Raw genomic sequence first — 17,154 nt, 5'->3', positions numbered from 1 at the left:
GAAGGCGACCTTCCGGAGATATCCAGAAAGCTGCCATGGACAACTGGCATTATTCCAAGCAGAAAATAACGTTCTAGGCGATCACTGGCCGGACGACAGCTGATGGTGGACCGGGAGACACTGATTGACCGCATCTACGAGGCGGCTGTCATTCCCGAATTGTGGCCGGGTGTCCTGCATGACGTCTCGGAGCTGGCCGGTTGCTTCGGCGGAATCCTGTTCACGACAGCAGCCCGACAGATCACGCACTGGACCAGCTCCGATGCGGCAAGGAGCTTGTTCGAGGGTTTCCTCGCGAATCGTGAGGCACAGGAAGACAACATCCGATTGAAGCACGGCATCGCTGCCAAACATCATGGCTTCTTCGGAAATCACCAGTTGTATGGACGCGCCGAAATGGAGCGGAGCGCCATCTATACGACCTTCTTCTTTCCCGAGGGTCTTGGCTATGCCGCAGGCAGCATCCTGCCCATGCCGAATGGAGACATTGCCGTTTTCGACCTGGAAAGGCGTTTCTCGGACGGGCCGGTCTCGGCGGAGGAGATCGCACGGCTGGATGCCATTCGCCCGCATCTTGCCCGCGCCGCCGCCCTCTCGACCAGGCTGAACCTCGAAAAGGCCCGCGCCGTGGTCGAGGCGCTCGGCCAGGCCGGCATGCCGGCGGCGGTGCTCGGCGCCGGAGATCGGATCCTGGCCGCAAACCAGGCCATCCAGGCCCTGCCCCAACAGGTCGTCTTTCTCGCCCATGGCAGGCTCGGCCTGTCCGATCCCGCCAGCAACCAGTTGCTGGCGACGACATTGGCCGCTCTGGGCCGGCGCGACAGCACGAGCTCGATCCCGCTGCCCCCGACCGACGAAGCCGCTGCCGGCGTTCTCCACGTCCTGCCGCTGCCCGGCGGCGCGAGGGACGTCTTCAACGGGGCGAAGGCCCTGCTGATCGTCACGCAGCTCGACCGTCCGACCTCCCCCACCGCAGAGCTTCTCACCGGCCTGTTCGACCTGACGCCCTCGGAGGCGAAGGTTGCGCGCAGCCTGTCGGAAGGCCACTCGACCGACGAGGTCGCCGCTGCGCTGGGGCTGTCGCGCGAGACCGTCCGCTTCTATCTGAAGGGCGTCTTCGCCAAGACCGGCGTCAGCCGCCAGGTCGACCTGGTCGCGCTGCTGTCCGGCACGGCACTCCCCAACGCTGGCTAGCCCGAATGCGCCTGCCTCCACCTCCCATTTGAGAGGTTTGGATGCGGCCAGGATTGATGACGATCAGCCCTGTTATCGACAGCGGGGCGTCATGAAAAGTTCCCTGCCCAGCTCGAACGACGCTTTCGAACGGCCATGGGAGGGCGGCATCATGCATAAGAGGACACATCAGGCGATCATCTGCGGAACGGCTCTGGCGGGGCTGACCATGCTTCTCGTTGCCCCTGCCCTGGGCCAGCAGCAAAGGGGGCAGCAGCAGGCGCAACAACAGCAGATGTATACCTGCGCTGCCATTCACCAGCGCTGCGTCAGCCGCTCGACGGGAACTTATGTGTCAATGTGTGACGGCTATTATGCCGACGCGAAGAAGACCGGGCAGTGGCCAGCCTTCGGGCAGAGTCCTGCGGTGCCCTGCAAGCGGTAAGCTGGGTCGGCGGTCTCAGGCACCGAGCTAGCCGATCCGGAACACCTTGCCAGTCCCGGCTTCGCGGTAGAGATCGACCCGTATGCCATTCCAGTGATAGTCGAGATGCCGGCCCTGGGCGGGATTGCCGGCGAGATCGGGCCAGAACAGCCCGGCGCAAGAGTGCGCTCTCGCCTACCCGCTCGCCGCGCAGATCGTGCAGGGTAGCGTCTACCGACAGCACCAGTTCACGGAACTGCGAGGTCCAGCCCGGCGCTTCTCCGGTGCGGGCCATGAAGCGGCTCTGATGGTCGTGCGCACCCGCGCCCGCCTCGCAACCTGACGGCACCAACATATGAGGCTGCCTCCCGCACGATAGGGAGGCAGCTTTGGTCGTTAGACTTCGAGCAGCAGTGGCCGGTGGTCCGAAACCTCGGGTTGCTCGACGACCTCGAAAGCGAGAACCTCGACCACTTCGTTCACCAGCATGTAGTCGGCATAGCGGCCCGGCTTCTTGTAATGGGATGTCCGGGTATCGGAATGGCCGCGGCCGACGACGAGGTCCTTCAGCCCCAGGCCGGCCAGAATCGCGAAGGTCCGGCTGCCGGGCTCGACATTGAAATCGCCGCAGACGACGAGTCGATCCCCCGGCTCCGCCACGGCCTGGACAAGGCTGACCAGGCGATGCGCCTGCTCGAGACGCTCCGGTGTGTCGATCTTGCCGTTCAGATCTCTCAACCCGTGCATATGCGCGATGGTGATCGGCCCGCCCTGATCGAAATCGTGGAGCCGGACGACATGAGCGCTGCGCGAGCGCGGATGCTCGCCATAGCCGTCCGGGGAAAAGCCCTTGTGCACGAAGCCCTGGACCTGCCCGATCACGGGGAGCCTGCGGTGGACGAAGGTCGCGAGCCCCCATTGCGACGGAATGGTATCCTCGCCATCCCAGAGAATACCCTGCGCCGCCGGGCAGAAGATCGCGACATGCTCCGGCAGAGCTTCCGACATATCCCGGAAGAAATTGGCACGCTGCGGCAGGACATGATCGCCGTCACGGTAGACAAGCCACTCTTTCGCTGTCGCCGGCGTGTGGACGACCTCCTGGAGGCAGAGAACATCCGGCGCTTCCCGGGCGAGATAGCCGCGCGCCTCCTCGTGCAACGTCCCGCCCCAGCCGTTCAGGCACATGATGCGCAATGCAGTAGCCCTTGCCAGTCTAGCCGATCCGGAACACCTTGCCGGTCCCGGCCTCGCGGTAGAGATCGACCCGCTCGCCATTCCAGTGATAGTCGAGATGCCGGCCCTGGACGGGATTGCTCGCGAGGTCGGGCCAGAACAGCCCGGCGCACTCACCGCTTGGCCGGCGCACGCTCGGATAGATGACGCCATCCGAGCTGGCGGCGCGCAGCTTTATGCCCAGCGCCTGGCTTTCCGCATAGTTGTCCCGGCGCAAGAGTGCGCTCTCCCCTACCCGTTCGCCGCGCAGATCATGCAGGGTGGCGTCGACCGAGAGCGCCAGTTCGCGGAACTGCGAGGTCCAGCCCGGCGCCTCCCCGGTGCTGGCCATGAAGCGGCCATGGTGGTGGATCGTCTCGAACAGCGCCGTCTCGAAGCTCTCTGCAACGTAGAGAACGCCGAACGAGCCATCGCTGAAGCGGCTCGGCCGGTCCCGGCTGACATGGCTGAACGGCGCCATCAGCCAGCTCGCCCCGGCGCCTGAAACACGGCGCGACGGCGGCACGAGATCGAGATTGCCGATCGTCTCCATCAGCCGTGGATTGGTCTTCATCTCGGCCTGGATCAGGAGCGGCCAGTCGGCTGGATCGGCGATGTCCTCGAACAGGTCGATCGGCGGGAAGGCGCTGCGGATGATGCGGATCGCTCCGGGCCATTCGACCCGCGCCACCGGAAAATCGCCCGGACTCACCAGGGCCCGCGCTCCGCATCGAGATAGCGCCGCACCCGCATCAGGTCGGTAAGCTCGCCGCCGAGCATGACCTGCAGCGCCGACTTGCCGCCGAAGGCCTCGTTGCCCGCCTTGATCCAGGCATAGCCGCGCTGCGGCTCGCGGAAGATCAGGCGCAGCGCCTTGTGGACACCCATCAGGTTGGAGAGTCGCGCCCTGGCGTCGCGATCGATCCGGCCGATCTCGCCCGCCTTCCAGCGCCGATAGCTGCGTACCGGCTGATCGAGCAGCACGGCGGCCTCCTCGTCGGTCAGGCCCCAGAGCCGGAACAGATTCACCGACGCTCGGAACATCGCCTCGGCCTCCGCTTCGGTGATCGCAGCGGGCGAGAAGGCGTCAGGGGCAGTCGGAACCGGCGAGAGCTGGCTCATCAGGCAGTCTCCATTTGGCAAAAGATAACTAAAATGCTGCCAAATGGCAAGAGCAGGTGCATGCATCATTCTCAGGCGGAGCGAAGCGCAGACCCGAAAATCTCAGGACGAGAAGTATGATGGGAGCTTCATCCGGCCGGAGATGCTCGGATCAAACCCGAGCATGAGAGATTCGGCAGCTCACGCGTCGCGGCCGTCGACCTCGAGCTTGAGCGCTTCGACGGCGTCCTTGACCGCTTCCAACTGCGGATAGACCGCGAGCGCGCGGCGATAGGCAACCATGGCGCGCTTGTCGTCGCCCTGCTGGCGCAGGATCGTGCCGAGCCCCATCATCGCTCCGTAATGGCGCGGCTCGCGCTTCAGCGTCTCGGCGATGTCGAGCATGGAGCGAATCGGGTCGCCCTGCAGGAACAGCGCATTCGCCCGCTGATTCCAGCCCTCGGCCCAGTCGGGCTCTAGGGAGATGACGCGGTCGAGCAGTTCGATCGCCAGCGGCAACTCGCGCGCCTTCAGCGCGTCCTGCGCCCTCGTCATCAGGAGATCGGCCGTGTCCGAGCCGGAGCGGGCCCATCGGCGCTGGATCAGATTGGCGATGCCCTTCGCCTCGTCCGCGGTCTTGGCAGCGGCAAGGCGCTCGAACAACCGGTCGAGCGTAGCGGCCGGGCTGCGCGACGGCGGCGCTTCCGGCAGATTCGGCTTGTCGTCCCGGTCGGCGTTCGGCACCGCGCCATCGCGCAGCGGCGCCTGTTGAGCAACCGCTGCCGGCACAGCCACAAAGAGCAGCCCCGGAATCAGCGCGATACGGGCAAGACGTGAGAACCTCATGCCTCCAAGGTGGGCGCGATGGGGCTTCGCGTCAATTCACGGCCCAGCGAGATCGCTGGAGAACGCGACCATGCACATGCCAAAAAAGCGGGCCGCACCATGTGCAGCCCGCTCTCAATTTCGACAAGGACGCTGATGGCGCGGCTCTGGAGCCGCGCGACGCCTCAGCCCTGACGCGCCTTGAAGCGCTTCTGGACCTTGTTGATGATGTAAACGCGGCCCTTGCGGCGCACGAGCTGGTTGTCGCGATGGCGCGCACGCAGCGACTTCAGCGAATTGCGGATCTTCATAACCGGTACTCCCATCGGCCCGCCTCGCAGCAGAACCGGTCAAAAAACTGAAGGCGACGCGAACCGGAAGCCGGCTCTCATCGAGCAAACGACATGCGCGCCTGATGCGATGGCCGGCTGTATAAGGATTTTGCGGGAATTGGCAAGGCCCCGGCTCGTTTTTCCGCCGCGCAATCGCATGCGTCATGCTCTCGTCGCAATCGCATGGCCGCCCTAGCATCCCGGCTGGCGCATGCCTAGATTGCGGCGGCAGCAGACCTATCAGGGAGCTCTTTCGATGTTCAACGCCAAGTCCCTCCTCGACGCCCTCGTCAATGCGGGCAGCCAGGCTGGTGCCCAGGGCGGCCAGGCCAGCGGGCTCGGCGGCGTGCTCGGCAACCTCGCCCAGCAGGTCCAGCAGGCCGGCGGCGCCGGTGGGCTCGCCGGCATGGCCGGTCAGATCTTCGGCCAGGCGACGCAGGGCGTACAGGACGCGGCCCGCAATACCGGGCTGCAGCAGGGCGCGAACGACATCGTCGGCCAGTTCTCAGGCGGCAAGACGCCGGAGCAGCTGATCGAGCAAGCCAAGGGCATGCTCGGCGGCAACCAGCTCGCAGCCGGCGCCGTGCTCGGCGGTCTCGGCGCCTTGATCTTCGGTACCTCGGCCGGTCGCTCGCTCGCAGGCTCCGCCGCCAAGATCGGCGGCCTCGCGCTGATCGGCGGCCTCGCCTACAAGGCCTATCAGAACTATCAGGCCGGCAAGCCGCTGCTCGGCGCCGACCAGCAGGCCGCCCTGCCCGCTCCGGCCGGCTCCGGCTTCGAGCCGGAAGCGGCGAGCAATGCCAGCGCCCTGCTCTTCATCCGCGCCATGATCGCGGCCTCCGCCTCCGACGGTCATATCGACGATGCCGAGCGCAACGCCATCCTTGGCGGCTTGCGCGAAGCCGGCCTCGATGCCGAAGCCAATGAGTGGCTCGCCAAGGAGCTGGCCAACCCGGCGAGCGTCGATGCGCTGGTAGAAGGCGCCGAGAGCCCCGAGCTCGCCGCACAGATCTATACGGCCGCCCGGATCGCCATCAATCCGGATACCCCGGCCGAGAAGGACTTCCTCGCAGGTCTCGCCGGCTCGCTTGGCCTCGACGCCGAGCTGGTCGCGAACATCGACGCTGCCGCCAGCGCCGCGAAGGCCTGAACTCTGACGCAAGGCCGGAGTGCGTCGGGCGCGGATTGACCGCCCGGCGTGCCCGACCATCCAATGCGGGATGCAATCATCATCCCCGCATTGGTCGGCCCGCCTGCCGTTCTATTATGGCTGGGTCATCATCGGCATCGCCTTTGTCACCATGGCGATTGCCGTCAGCGCGCGTACCGCCTTCTCGCTGCTCCTGCCGCCATTGATCGACGAATTCGGCTGGGATCGCGGGCTCGCCTCGGGCGCCTTCTCCTTCGGCTTCCTGCTCTCGGCCGTAACCAGTACCTTCGTCGGCCGCGTCATGGACCGGCATGGTCCACGCGTCGTGATCGAGATCGGCGTGGCGATGCTGGCCGCGGGCCTCCTGATCGCGCCCGCCATCGGCGCGGCCTGGCATCTCTACCTGACGCTCGGCGTCCTGGTCGGCTGCGGCGCCAATCTGATGACCTTCTCGGCGCAGTCGCTGTTCCTGCCGAACTGGTTCGTGCGTCGCCGGGCCTTCGCGATCAGCATCGCCTTTTCCGGTGTCGGCGTCGGCGCGCTGCTGCTCCTGCCCTGGCTGCAATCGATCATCAGCCGGGATGGCTGGCGCGCCGCCTGCTGGATCATGGGCTTGCTCGTGCTCTTCCTGCTCGGCCCGCTCAACCTGCTGGTCCGCCGCAAGCCGCAGGACCTCGGACTGCAGCCGGATGGCGAGACCGGCCCGGCGGGTGCCGTCGCGGCGCAGCGCAAGGCGGCCGTGGTCGATCCGGCCTGGGTCGCGATCGAATGGACGCTGGCACGGGCGCTGCGCACGGCACGCTTCTGGTGGATCATGCTCGGCTATTTCTGCGCGCTGATCGCCTGGTATGCCGTGCAGGTCCACCAGACCAAATATCTGACCGAGATCGGCTTTTCCCCGCTCATGGCGGCCTGGGCGCTTGGGCTGGTCAGCGCCGTCGCCATCCCAGGTCAAATCGGCCTCGGCGCCCTGTCCGATCGGATCGGCCGCGAATGGATCTGGATGGCGGGCTGCCTCGGCTTCGCGATCTGCTATGCCGCGCTGATCGCGCTTGAGCATACGCCTTCGCCCGTGCTGCTCTATGTGATGGTGATCACGCAGGGCTTCCTGGGCTATGCGATCACCTCGGTGATGGGCCCGATCGTCTTCGAGATTTTCGAGGGGCCGCATTTCGGCGCGATCTTCGGAACGGTCACGGTGGCGCTGCTCGGCGGCGGCGCGGCCGGTCCCTGGCTCGCCGGCACGATCCATGACGTGACCGGCAGCTATCGCCTCGCCTTCCTGCTGGTCATCGCCTGCTGCTTCGTCTCGGCGGCGGCGATCTGGCTGGCGGCGCCACGCAAGGTCCGGCTGGTTCCGGGACGCGTCAGGTCCTCCGGATGATCAGGGCGCCCGCTCGACGCCCTGATCATCCTCGAAAACCGGCCGGAAGAAGCTGCGCTCATAGCTGACGATGAAGCGGTGCTTCTCGTTCTCGGCGACCACGGCGAGGCATTCGGCATCCTTGGACGCAGCCTCGCGATAGGCCTCGTATTCCGCGAAGGACGGGAAGCTGAACATCGCCAGCGCAACGTTCGAGGTGCCTTCCGACGGCATGAAATAGCCGTGATGCTTGCCGCCGAACCTCTCGACCAGGCGGATCCAGGCTTTGCCATAGGCTTCGAAGGCCGGGAGCTGATAGGGGTCGACGACGTAACGCAGATGGCAGGTGATCGTCATTCTCAGGCCGCCTTGGCGTTCTTTAGGAACTCGCCCATCCGCCCGAGCGCCCGCTCGATATTCTCCAGCGAGTTGGCATAGGAGAGCCGGATATAGCCTTCGCCGTGGACGCCGAAATCCGGCCCGCCGATCGTGGCGACGCCGGTTTCCTCCAGCAGGGCCGAGGCCAGCTTCTTCGCTTTCCAGCCGGTCTGCGACACGTTCGGGAAGGCGTAGAAGGCGCCCTTCGGCACGATGCATGAGACTCCTGGCAGCGCATTCAGGCCTGCCACCACGGCCTTCCGGCGCCGGTCGAACTCCGCCAGCATCATCGCGACCGCATCCTGCGGACCGGTCAGGGCGGCGAGCCCCGCCCACTGCGCCGGCGCGTTGACGCAGGAATGTGAGTTCACCGCGAGCTTGCGGGCATTGTCGTAAAGCGGCTTCGGCCAGACCGAGAAGCCCATGCGCCAGCCGGTCATGGCATAGGTCTTCGACCATCCGTTGAGCAGGATCAGCCGGTCGCGGATCTCGGGATAGCTCAGCAGGCAGACATGCTTCTCGCCGTCATAGAGCATCTGGTCGTAGATTTCGTCCGACATCACGGCGACATCGGGGAACTTCGCCAGGCCGGCGACGAGCTTGTCGACCTCGGCCTTGGGCGTGACGCCGCCGGTCGGGTTCGCCGGCGAGTTGACGATGAGGAGCCGGGTCTTCGGCGTGATCAGCGCCAGCGTCTCCTCGGCCGAGAAGGCAAAGCCGTTCTCCTCGCGGATCGGCACCGGGATCGGCGTTGCGCCGGTGTATTCGATCATCGAGCGATAGATCGGGAAGCCGGGATCGGGATAGAGGATCTCGGCGCCGGGCTCGCCGAACATCAGGATCGCCATGAACATGGTGACCTTGCCGCCCGGCACGATCATCACCGCCTCCGGCGAGACCTCGACCTGGAAGCGCTTGTGCAGGTCGGCGGCGACCGCTTCGCGTAAGGGGAGGATGCCGTTGGCCGGCGTGTAGCCATGATGACCGTCGCGCAGCGCCTTCACGGCGGCTTCGACGATATGCTCCGGCGTCGGGAAATCAGGCTGGCCGATGCCGAGATTGATGATGTCCTTGCCCTGGCGCTGCAATTCGGTCGCGCGGGCGAGCACGGCGAAGGCGTTCTCCTCACCGATCCGGCCGAAGGAAGGGACGACGTGCAGCGTCATGGCGGTTTCCTCTTCGCTCGCAGCCGGTCTCATGCCGCCGCGTGTTCGATCTGTCTTGGCCGCAAAGCCGGCAGCCGCGCAAGCCCGCTCCTTGCGTTCCAGTCCGGACGGGGACGCATTTGGAACACTTGCAAACTGCGCCGCGGCGACCTTTGCTGGCGACAGCGCCGACCAAGCGATTGGCACAGCGCCTCAAGTCGTTGTATGCAGCATACAGCGATTACGGCAAGCGTCCTTGCCGCTCCGCTCATGATCGGCATGACCTGCCGATCAAATCGATTTAAGACGATGCCGAAGCGGCGCGAAGGCCGCCTGGCTGCCAGAGGGAATGACGGGATGGCCAAGACGCCGAGTGGGAAAAAGCCGGTCCGCAAGATCAAGCCGGAGCAGTTGCGCTCGAAAGCCTGGTTCGACAATCCCGCCAATGCCGACATGACCGCGCTCTATATCGAGCGCACCATGAACTTCGGCCTGTCGCGCGAGGAGCTGCAATCCGGCCGCCCGATCATCGGCATCGCCCAGACCGGCTCCGATATCGCCCCTTGCAACCGCCACCACCTCGAGCTCGCCTCCCGCGTCCGCGACGGCATCCGCGAGATGGGCGGCGTGCCCTTCGAATTCCCGATCCATCCGATCCAGGAGACCTGCAAGCGACCGACCGCCTCGCTCGACCGCAACCTGCAATATCTCAGCCTGGTCGAGATCCTCTACGGCTACCCGATCGACGGCGTCGTGCTGACCACCGGCTGCGACAAGACCACCCCGGCCCAGATCATGGCGGCCGCGACCGTCGACATCCCGGCGATCGCCTTGCCCGGTGGGCCGATGCTGAACGGCTCCTTCCGCGGCGAGCGCACCGGCTCGGGCACGATCGTCTGGAAGGCCCGCCAGATGATGGCTGCCGGCGAGATCGACTATCGCGGCTTCGTCGATCTTGTTGCGTCGTCCGCGCCATCCGCGGGTCATTGCAACACCATGGGCACCGCCTCGACCATGAACGCGCTCGCCGAGGCGATGGGCATGACCCTGCCCGGCGCCGCCGCGATCCCCGCACCCTATCGCGACCGCTACGAGATGGCCTATCTCACCGGCCGCCGCATCGTGGAGATGGTCTGGGAGAACCTGATCCCCTCGAAGATCCTGACGCGCGAGGCCTTCGAGAACACCATCGTCATCAACTCGGCGATCGGCGGCTCGACCAATGCGCCGATCCACGTCAACGCCATCGCCAAGCATATCGGCGTCAAGCTCGACAACGAGGACTGGACCAAGATCGGCTACGACACGCCGCTGCTGGTCAACATGCAGCCGGCCGGCGAATATCTCGGCGAGGATTATTATCGCGCCGGCGGCCTGCCCGCCGTGATCGCCGAGCTGATCGCCAAGGGCAAGCTGAAGCCGGCGATCACCGCCAACGGCAAGACCCATATCGAGAACTGCGAAGGCGCCTTCTCGGGTGATCGCGAGGTCATCAAAGCCTATGACAAGCCGATGAAGAAGGAGGCCGGGTTCCTCAACCTCTCCGGCAACCTGTTCGACTCGGCGATCATGAAGACCTCGGTGATCACGCCGGAGTTCCGCAAGCGCTATCTGGAAAACCCGAAGGACCCGATGGCCTTCGAGGGCAAGGCCGTCGTCTTCGACGGGCCGGAGGACTACCACCACCGCATCGACGACCCCTCACTCAAGATCGACGAGCACACCGTGCTGTTCATCCGCGGCGTCGGCCCGGTCGGCTATCCCGGCGCGGCCGAAGTGGTGAACATGCGGCCGCCGGATTACCTGATCAAGAAGGGCGTCACTGCGCTCGCCTGCGTCGGCGATGGCCGCCAGTCCGGCACCTCCGGTTCGCCCTCGATCCTCAACGCCTCGCCGGAAGCGGCGACGGGCGGCGGGCTCGCCCTGCTCAAGACCGGCGACAAGGTCCGCATCGACCTGAAGAAGCGCACCGCCAACATGCTGATCTCGGACGAGGAGCTGGAGAAGCGCCGCGCCGAGCTCAAGGCGGCCGGCGGCTACAAGTACCCGAAGAGCCAGACGCCGTGGCAGGAGATCCAGCGCAAGATCGTCGACGAGCTCTCCGAGGGCATGGTGCTGAAGCCGGCGGTCAAGTACCAGAAGATCCACAAGAAGTTCGGCGTGCCGCGCGACAACCACTGAGCGGCTCCGGCGGCCTCTCCAGATGCCGTTAGGCGTCTTCGACATTGCCCTGGCAGCGCTCGCCGCGCTGCTGGGCGGCCTCGCCGCCAGGCAGCTCGCGCTGCACCGGCGCTATCCGCTGGTTCCGACCGCGGCCCTCGGCGCCATTGCCGGCCTCGCGATCACCCTGCTGCTCGGCAGCTATTTCGGTTCGGTCTTCGTCGGGCTTGTCGTGCTCGGCGCCTTCCTGTTCTTCTGGTGAAGGCCCCTCCCCTTCGCCGAGAACACGATGACCTGGCTTGCCGAGTTGACTGGAGTTGACCCGCAGGCGGCGACGCTGCTCGTGCTGCTGTGCGTGCTCGGCGCCTTGCTCGGTGGCGCCATCGGCCATTGGCGCGGCGGTTCCGGCCGCATCGTCTCAGGCGCGATCATCGGCGCGATCCTGTTGCCCGTCGCCGGCCTCGCCTTCCTGCTCCATCTCGGCATGATGGCTGTGGTAGCAGTGATTGCCGCGGTCGCGGCCATGTTTGCCGGTATTCTCGGCTGCCCCCCCGTCGCAGCATGCCTGTCACGCATCAGGGGCCACACGCCGATGCGTGCAAACGGGGCTGACAAACCGGCACGGCAACGACAATATGGCTCCCCTGAACCTATCTGAAACGATTTAAAATGGCTCAGAGCCCGCAAGTCGACGCGTTTCGCAAACTCCATGAATCCGGCTGCTTCGTTATGCCGAACCCTTGGGACGAGGGCTCGGCCCGCTGGCTCCGCGGCCAGGGGTTCAAGGCGCTCGCCTCGACCAGCGCCGGTTTCGCCTTCACGCAAGGGCGTGCCGACCAGGACGTGCCACGCGACATGATGCTGGCCCATCTCGCCGAGCTGGTGAAGGCGGTTCCCGATCTGCCGATCAACGCCGATTTCGAGAACGGCTATGCCGATACCCCGGACGGCGTCGCCGCCAACGTCAAGCTCTGCATCGCAACAGGCGTCGCAGGCCTCTCGATCGAGGATGCGACCGGCCGCAGCGACGAGCCGCTCTATCCCTTCGAGCTCGCCGTCGAGCGTATCAAGGCAGCCCGTCGCGCCGTCGACGAGACCGGCTCCGGCGTTGTGCTGACCGCGCGCGCCGAATGCTTCCTCACCGGCCACCCCGACGCGCTGAACGAGTCGGTGCGTCGCATCAAGGCCTATGCCGAAGCCGGCGCCGACGTGCTTTACGCCCCCGGCCCGAAGACTGTGGCCGACATCAGCGCCATCGTCGCAGCGGCGGGCGGCAAGCCGGTCAACACGCTGGTCTATGGCGATGTCGGCCTCAGCGTTTCCGACATCGCCGCGACCGGCACGCGCCGGATCTCGATCGGCGGAGCCCTGGCACGCGCCGCGTGGTCCGCTTTCATCCAGGCGACGCGCCTGATCGCGCAGGAGGGCAGCTTCAAGGGCTTTGCCGGCAACGGCGCCTCGGCCCCGCTCAATCCGTTCTTCCGCGACGACCTCAAGGCGCGCTCGTGAGCGGACAGTTGCTCATCGCCCCGGAATGGCTCGGCAAGAGCGGGCTCTGGCAGATCGACGCCAAGGGCAAGCGCAAGCCGGCCGATGCCGACGATATCGGCCTGTCGGACCAGCTCGCCGACCGGCTGGAAAGCTGGATGGACACTTTCGACGCGATCTATGACGAGGCCAACGAGGCCGCCTCCGATTTCGCTGATGACGCCGAGCGCTCTGCCTGGGAGGCGGAAGGCGCGGCGCTCGCCGCCGCCATCGCCGCCGAGCTTGGCCCGGACTGGCAGATCACTCACGACCTCTCCGCCTGGCGCAGGACGATCAAGGCATGACGACGCTCGACTGGACGCCCCGCTCCTTCCCGCTGGTCAAGGTGCTGCAGGGCCGCTACTGCCGGCTTGAGCCGCTCGATCCGGCCCGCCATCTCGACGATATCTGGCAGGCTATGGACGGCCACGCTTCGGTCTGGGACTGGCTGCCCGCAACGCTGCCGCCGAGCCGCGAGGCCTATCGGGAACTGCTGACAATGATGGCGGGCAAAGCCGGCATCATTCCCTTCGCAGTGATCGACGAAGCCGACGGCAAGGCCAAGGGCCATCTCTGGATGATGGAGATCAGGCCCGAGCACGGCGTCTTCGAGGTGGGCTGGATCACCTACTCCCCGTCGATGCAGCGCACCCGCATGGCGACGGAGGCGGTCTATCTCGTCGGCGAGTACGGCTTCTCGCTCGGCTATCGCCGCTATGAGTGGAAGTGCAACAACCTCAACGAGCCCTCCAAGCGCGCCGCCTTGCGCTTCGGCTTCCAGTATGAGGGCCTCTTCCGCCAGCATCAGGTGGTGAAAGGCGCCAACCGCGACACCGCCTGGTTCTCGACCCTCGACAGTGAATGGCCCAAGGTCGGGCAGGGCTTCCGCAACTGGCTCGCGCCGGAGAATTTCGACGCGCAGGGCCAGCAGAAGAGTTCGCTGGCCGACTGCATGAAGACTGCGGGAGCCGCCTGAGATGGCCCTGCGCCGCGCCTCGACCGACGACATCCCGGCGATCGTGGCGCTGACGCAGGCCGCCTATCTGCCGAACGAGAGCATCATCGGCGTGCCCTCGCTGCCGCGCATCGCCGACTATCGTGAGGTGCTGGCGGAGCACGAGATCTGGCTCGCCGAGAGCGAGGGGACGCTCGACGGCGTCCTCGTGCTCGAGGAGGAGCCGGCGAAATTCACGCTCTGGAGCATCGCCGTCTCGCCCGCCGCGACCGGCAGGAAGATCGGCTCGCAATTGATGGACTTCGCCGAGGAGCGGGCCAAAGCGCTCGGCCACGACGCGGTCCATCTTTACACCCACGAGAAGCTCGCCGACCGCATCGGCTGGTACGAGCGGCTCGGCTACCAGACCACCCATTACGAGGATCTGCCGGATCGCCGGCTGATCCATATGCGCAAAAGCCTCCGATAATCGGGAAACCAGGGAAGAAACGACAATGGCAGGACGTTTGAAGGGCAAGGTCGCGGTCGTCACCGCCGCCGGACAGGGCATCGGCCGGGCGATCGCAGAGGCCTTTGTCGCCGAGGGCGCGACCGTCTGGGCGACCGACAAGGACGTCGCCCTGCTCGACGGCATCCCGAAGGCGAAGAAGCGCAAGCTCGACGTGCTCTCGACCAAGGCGGTCGAGGCCTTCGCCGAGAAGGTCGGCACCATCGACATCCTCGTCAACGCCGCCGGCTTCGTCCACCACGGCACGATCCTGGAATGCGACGACAAGGCCTGGGAGTTCTCCTTCGACCTCAACGTCAAGTCGATGCATCGCACGATCAAGGCCTTCATCCCCGGCATGCTCGCCGCCGGCAAGGGCTCGATCGTCAACATCGCCTCGGGCGCCGGCTCGGTCCGCGGCATCCCGAACCGCTATGTCTACGGCGCCACCAAGGCAGCGGTGATCGGCCTGACCAAGGCGGTCGCGGCCGATTACATCAAGAAGGGCATCCGCTCGAACGCGATCTGTCCGGGCACGATCCAGTCGCCCTCTCTCGACCAGCGCATCATCGAGCTCGCCAAGGTGACGAAGACGACCGAGGCGGCTGCCCGTCAGGCCTTCATCGATCGCCAGCCCATGGGCCGGCTCGGCACCGCCGAGGAGATCGCCTGGCTCGCCGTCTATCTCGGCTCGGACGAGGCGAGCTACACCACCGGCCAGATCCATCTTGCCGATGGTGGCTTCGCGCTCTGATCTGCGCGGGAGAAGCGCCATGCACGTCCTGATCAGCGGCGCCGCCGGCATGATCGGCTCTCGGCTTGCCGCTCGCATCGCTCGCGAGGGCGCCTGCAACGGCAAGCCGCTCACGCGGCTGACGCTGACCGACGTCGTGGCGCCGCCGCGGCCCGCCGACTTCACCGTGCCGATCGAGACGCGCACCGAGGATTCGAGCTCGGCTGCGGTCGCGGCCGAGCTCGCAGCCTTGCGGCCCGATGTCATCTTCCACCTCGCCGCGATCATCTCCGGCGAGGCGGAGCGCGATTTCGACAAGGGCTACCGCATCAATCTCGACGGCATGCGCAACCTGCTGGAGGCGATCCGGCAGGAGGGTGCCAGGAATGGTGCTTACGTCCCCAAGCTGGTCTTCTCCTCGTCGAGCGGCATCTTCGGCGCGCCCTTCCCGCCGGCGATCTCCGACGAGTTCCACGTCACGCCGCTGACCAGCTACGGCGCGCAGAAGGCGATCGGCGAGCTCCTGCTCGCCGACTATTCGCGCCGCGGCTTCGTCGAGGGCGTCGGCATCCGCTTCCCCTCGATCGTGATCCGGCCGGGCAAGCCCAACGCCTCGGCCGGCGGCTTCTTCTCCGGCATCATCCGCGAGCCGCTGCAGGGGCTGGAGGCGCTGCTCCCGGTCGAGGACAGCGTGATCTTCACGCATGCTTCGCCGCGCTCGGCCGTGGGCTTCCTGCTGCGCGGCGCCTCGCTGACACGCGAGCAGCTCGGCCCGCGCATCAATCTCAGCATGCCGGGCGTCTGCGTCACCGTCGGCGAGCAGATCGAGGCGCTGCGCCGCATCGCCGGCGACAAGGCGGTGAAGCTGATCCGCCGCGCCCCCGATCCGGCCTCCGCTGCCATCATCAAGGGCTGGCCGACCCGCTTCGACGCGAGGCGAGCGCTGTCGCTCGGCTTCAAGGCCGAGCAGGACTTCGACGAGATCATCCGCGTCCATATCGAGGACGATCTCGGCGACCGCCTACCCAACTGAACGCAAGAAACGAAGATCGGACAAAGACATGCATATCCTCGTCATCGGCGGCGCCGGCATGGTCGGCCGCAAGTTCATCGAGCGCCTGGCGCGCGACGGCGGCCTTGGCGGCAAGGCGATCGACAAGGTGACGGCGCAGGACGTCTTCCCGGCCCAGGCACCGGCGAACGCGCCCTTCGCCTTCGAGTCGCTGACCTCGGATCTCTCGCAGCCAGGCGAAGCCGAGAAGCTGATCGCCTCGCGCCCTGAGCTCATCGTCCATCTCGCCGCGATCGTCTCCGGCGAGGCCGAGGCCGATTTCGACAAGGGCTACCGCATCAATCTCGACGGCACGCGCTATCTCTTCGACGCGATCCGCCTCACCGGAGACGGCTACAAGCCGCGGGTGATCTTCACCTCCTCGATCGCCGTCTTCGGCGCCCCCTTCCATGACAAGATCGAGGACGAGTTCTTCACGACGCCGCTGACCAGCTACGGCACGCAGAAGGCGATCGGCGAATTGCTGCTCAGCGACTACTCCCGCCGCGGCTTCTTCGACGGCGTCGGCATCCGCCTGCCGACGATCTGCGTGCGCCCGGGCGCACCGAACAAGGCCGCCTCCGGCTTCTTCTCCAACATCATCCGCGAGCCACTCAACGGCCAGGACGCCGTGCTGCCGGTCTCCGACCAGGTTCGCCACTGGCACGCCTCGCCGCGCTCGGCGGTCGGCTTCCTCGTCCATGCCGCGACGATGGACACCAACGCGATCGGCCCGCGCCGGGCCCTCACCATGCCGGGCTATTCCGCCACCGTCGCCGAGCAGATCGAGGCGCTGCGCAAGGTCGCTGGCGAGAACGTGGTGAAGCGCATCAAGCGCGTGCCCGATCCGGTGATCGACGCCATCGTCGCCGGCTGGCCGCGCAATTTCGACGCCAAGCGCGCCCCGGCCCTCGGCTTCAAGGCGGAATCGAGCTTCGAGGAGATCATCCGCGCCCATATCGACGACGAGCTTGGCGGCACCTTCGTCGCGTGACGTAAGGCGTCATGCTCGGGCTTGACCCGACCATCTCAGCCCGGATGAACAATCTGAAAATCTCGCTTCCGCGCCTTCGGGCTGGCCAAGCCGGCCGCGCCATGGCAGGGCATGGCGTCACCTTTCCGGAGCCATGATGTC

21 protein-coding genes are annotated in these 17,154 nt (G+C 66.2%); 14 read left to right on the top strand and 7 right to left on the bottom strand.

The annotated features are described in order from the left end of the window. Window positions 1-396 precede the first annotated feature (396 nt). Both ACQKLX_RS17875 and ACQKLX_RS17870 read left to right on the top strand, forming a co-directional pair. On the top strand, window positions 397-1,194 hold the full coding sequence (locus ACQKLX_RS17875) for a helix-turn-helix transcriptional regulator (RefSeq protein ID WP_427362903.1): 798 nt from the start codon (window positions 397-399) through the stop codon (window positions 1,192-1,194). 91 nt (window positions 1,195-1,285) lie between these two features. Then, window positions 1,286-1,618 (top strand): hypothetical protein, encoded by a 333-nt coding sequence (locus ACQKLX_RS17870; protein ID WP_427362902.1) that lies wholly within the window; start codon window positions 1,286-1,288, stop codon window positions 1,616-1,618. Between the two features lie 375 nt (window positions 1,619-1,993). On the opposite strand, the gene ACQKLX_RS17865 is transcribed toward ACQKLX_RS17870, so the two are convergent. The 5 genes from ACQKLX_RS17865 to ykgO form a co-directional block, all read right to left on the bottom strand. Beyond that, window positions 1,994-2,794: an endonuclease/exonuclease/phosphatase family protein gene (locus ACQKLX_RS17865; protein ID WP_427362901.1), complete on the bottom strand. Its 801-nt coding sequence runs from the start codon at window positions 2,792-2,794 to the stop codon at window positions 1,994-1,996. A gap of 19 nt (window positions 2,795-2,813) precedes the next feature. After that, the gene (locus tag ACQKLX_RS17860; protein ID WP_427363043.1) at window positions 2,814-3,527 is read right to left on the bottom strand and encodes an RES family NAD+ phosphorylase; all 714 of its coding nucleotides are present in this window, start codon (window positions 3,525-3,527) and stop codon (window positions 2,814-2,816) included. Continuing rightward, window positions 3,521-3,934 (bottom strand): MbcA/ParS/Xre antitoxin family protein, encoded by a 414-nt coding sequence (locus ACQKLX_RS17855; protein ID WP_427362900.1) that lies wholly within the window; start codon window positions 3,932-3,934, stop codon window positions 3,521-3,523. Before ACQKLX_RS17855 ends, ACQKLX_RS17860 begins: the two co-directional genes overlap by 7 nt. 180 nt (window positions 3,935-4,114) lie before the next feature. Then, window positions 4,115-4,759, bottom strand: a complete 645-nt coding sequence (locus ACQKLX_RS17850) for a tetratricopeptide repeat protein (RefSeq protein WP_427362899.1) — start codon at window positions 4,757-4,759, stop codon at window positions 4,115-4,117. A gap of 164 nt (window positions 4,760-4,923) precedes the next feature. Then, the gene (ykgO, locus tag ACQKLX_RS17845) at window positions 4,924-5,049 is read right to left on the bottom strand and encodes a type B 50S ribosomal protein L36 (protein ID WP_038363015.1); all 126 of its coding nucleotides are present in this window, start codon (window positions 5,047-5,049) and stop codon (window positions 4,924-4,926) included. Between the two features lie 277 nt (window positions 5,050-5,326). Between ykgO and ACQKLX_RS17840 the strand changes: the two genes are divergently transcribed. Together ACQKLX_RS17840 and ACQKLX_RS17835 are read left to right on the top strand one after the other, a co-directional pair. Then, complete coding sequence (locus ACQKLX_RS17840) at window positions 5,327-6,220, top strand: tellurite resistance TerB family protein (protein ID WP_427362898.1); 894 nt, start codon at window positions 5,327-5,329, stop codon at window positions 6,218-6,220. A gap of 70 nt (window positions 6,221-6,290) precedes the next feature. Next, window positions 6,291-7,604 (top strand): MFS transporter, encoded by a 1,314-nt coding sequence (locus ACQKLX_RS17835; protein WP_427362897.1) that lies wholly within the window; start codon window positions 6,291-6,293, stop codon window positions 7,602-7,604. Here ACQKLX_RS17835 and ACQKLX_RS17830 read toward each other — a convergent pair whose 3' ends face one another. After that, a complete protein-coding gene (locus ACQKLX_RS17830; protein ID WP_427362896.1) occupies window positions 7,605-7,940 on the bottom strand; it encodes an NIPSNAP family protein in 336 nt (111 codons plus the stop codon). Between the two features lie 2 nt (window positions 7,941-7,942). Further along, complete coding sequence (locus tag ACQKLX_RS17825; protein ID WP_427362895.1) at window positions 7,943-9,127, bottom strand: pyridoxal phosphate-dependent aminotransferase; 1,185 nt, start codon at window positions 9,125-9,127, stop codon at window positions 7,943-7,945. A 336-nt stretch (window positions 9,128-9,463) separates the two neighbouring features. On the opposite strand from ACQKLX_RS17825, the gene ACQKLX_RS17820 reads away from it, so the two are divergent. From ACQKLX_RS17820 to denD (ACQKLX_RS17775), 10 genes are read left to right on the top strand one after another with little or no spacing between them, the layout of a single operon-like run. Beyond that, the gene (locus ACQKLX_RS17820; RefSeq protein ID WP_427362894.1) at window positions 9,464-11,287 is read left to right on the top strand and encodes an IlvD/Edd family dehydratase; all 1,824 of its coding nucleotides are present in this window, start codon (window positions 9,464-9,466) and stop codon (window positions 11,285-11,287) included. Between the two features lie 22 nt (window positions 11,288-11,309). Then, a complete protein-coding gene (locus ACQKLX_RS17815) occupies window positions 11,310-11,528 on the top strand; it encodes a hypothetical protein (RefSeq protein ID WP_427362893.1) in 219 nt (72 codons plus the stop codon). A 27-nt stretch (window positions 11,529-11,555) separates the two neighbouring features. Then, entirely contained in the window at window positions 11,556-11,924 is a 369-nt protein-coding gene (locus tag ACQKLX_RS17810; RefSeq protein ID WP_427362892.1) for a hypothetical protein, read from the top strand. Window positions 11,925-11,935: 11 nt separating this feature from the next. After that, a complete protein-coding gene (locus ACQKLX_RS17805) occupies window positions 11,936-12,775 on the top strand; it encodes an isocitrate lyase/PEP mutase family protein (protein WP_427362891.1) in 840 nt (279 codons plus the stop codon). After that, window positions 12,772-13,098: a hypothetical protein gene (locus tag ACQKLX_RS17800; protein ID WP_427362890.1), complete on the top strand. Its 327-nt coding sequence runs from the start codon at window positions 12,772-12,774 to the stop codon at window positions 13,096-13,098. Before ACQKLX_RS17805 ends, ACQKLX_RS17800 begins: the two co-directional genes overlap by 4 nt. Next, window positions 13,095-13,769 (top strand): GNAT family N-acetyltransferase, encoded by a 675-nt coding sequence (locus ACQKLX_RS17795; RefSeq protein ID WP_427362889.1) that lies wholly within the window; start codon window positions 13,095-13,097, stop codon window positions 13,767-13,769. Before ACQKLX_RS17800 ends, ACQKLX_RS17795 begins: the two co-directional genes overlap by 4 nt. A gap of 1 nt (window position 13,770) precedes the next feature. Next, entirely contained in the window at window positions 13,771-14,217 is a 447-nt protein-coding gene (locus ACQKLX_RS17790) for a GNAT family N-acetyltransferase (protein WP_427362888.1), read from the top strand. 25 nt (window positions 14,218-14,242) lie between these two features. Further along, window positions 14,243-14,989, top strand: a complete 747-nt coding sequence (locus ACQKLX_RS17785) for an SDR family oxidoreductase (protein ID WP_427362887.1) — start codon at window positions 14,243-14,245, stop codon at window positions 14,987-14,989. A gap of 19 nt (window positions 14,990-15,008) precedes the next feature. Then, window positions 15,009-16,001, top strand: coding sequence for a D-erythronate dehydrogenase (gene denD / locus ACQKLX_RS17780; RefSeq protein WP_427362886.1), 993 nt, complete (start codon window positions 15,009-15,011; stop codon window positions 15,999-16,001). A gap of 28 nt (window positions 16,002-16,029) precedes the next feature. Next, entirely contained in the window at window positions 16,030-17,013 is a 984-nt protein-coding gene (gene denD, locus ACQKLX_RS17775) for a D-erythronate dehydrogenase (RefSeq protein ID WP_427362885.1), read from the top strand. Window positions 17,014-17,154 lie beyond the last annotated feature (141 nt).

This window comes from Allobosea sp. NPDC003192 (assembly GCF_050275675.1).
GTDB lineage: Bacteria > Pseudomonadota > Alphaproteobacteria > Rhizobiales > Beijerinckiaceae > Allobosea.
This window is presented reverse-complemented; position numbering and strand designations above follow the sequence as displayed.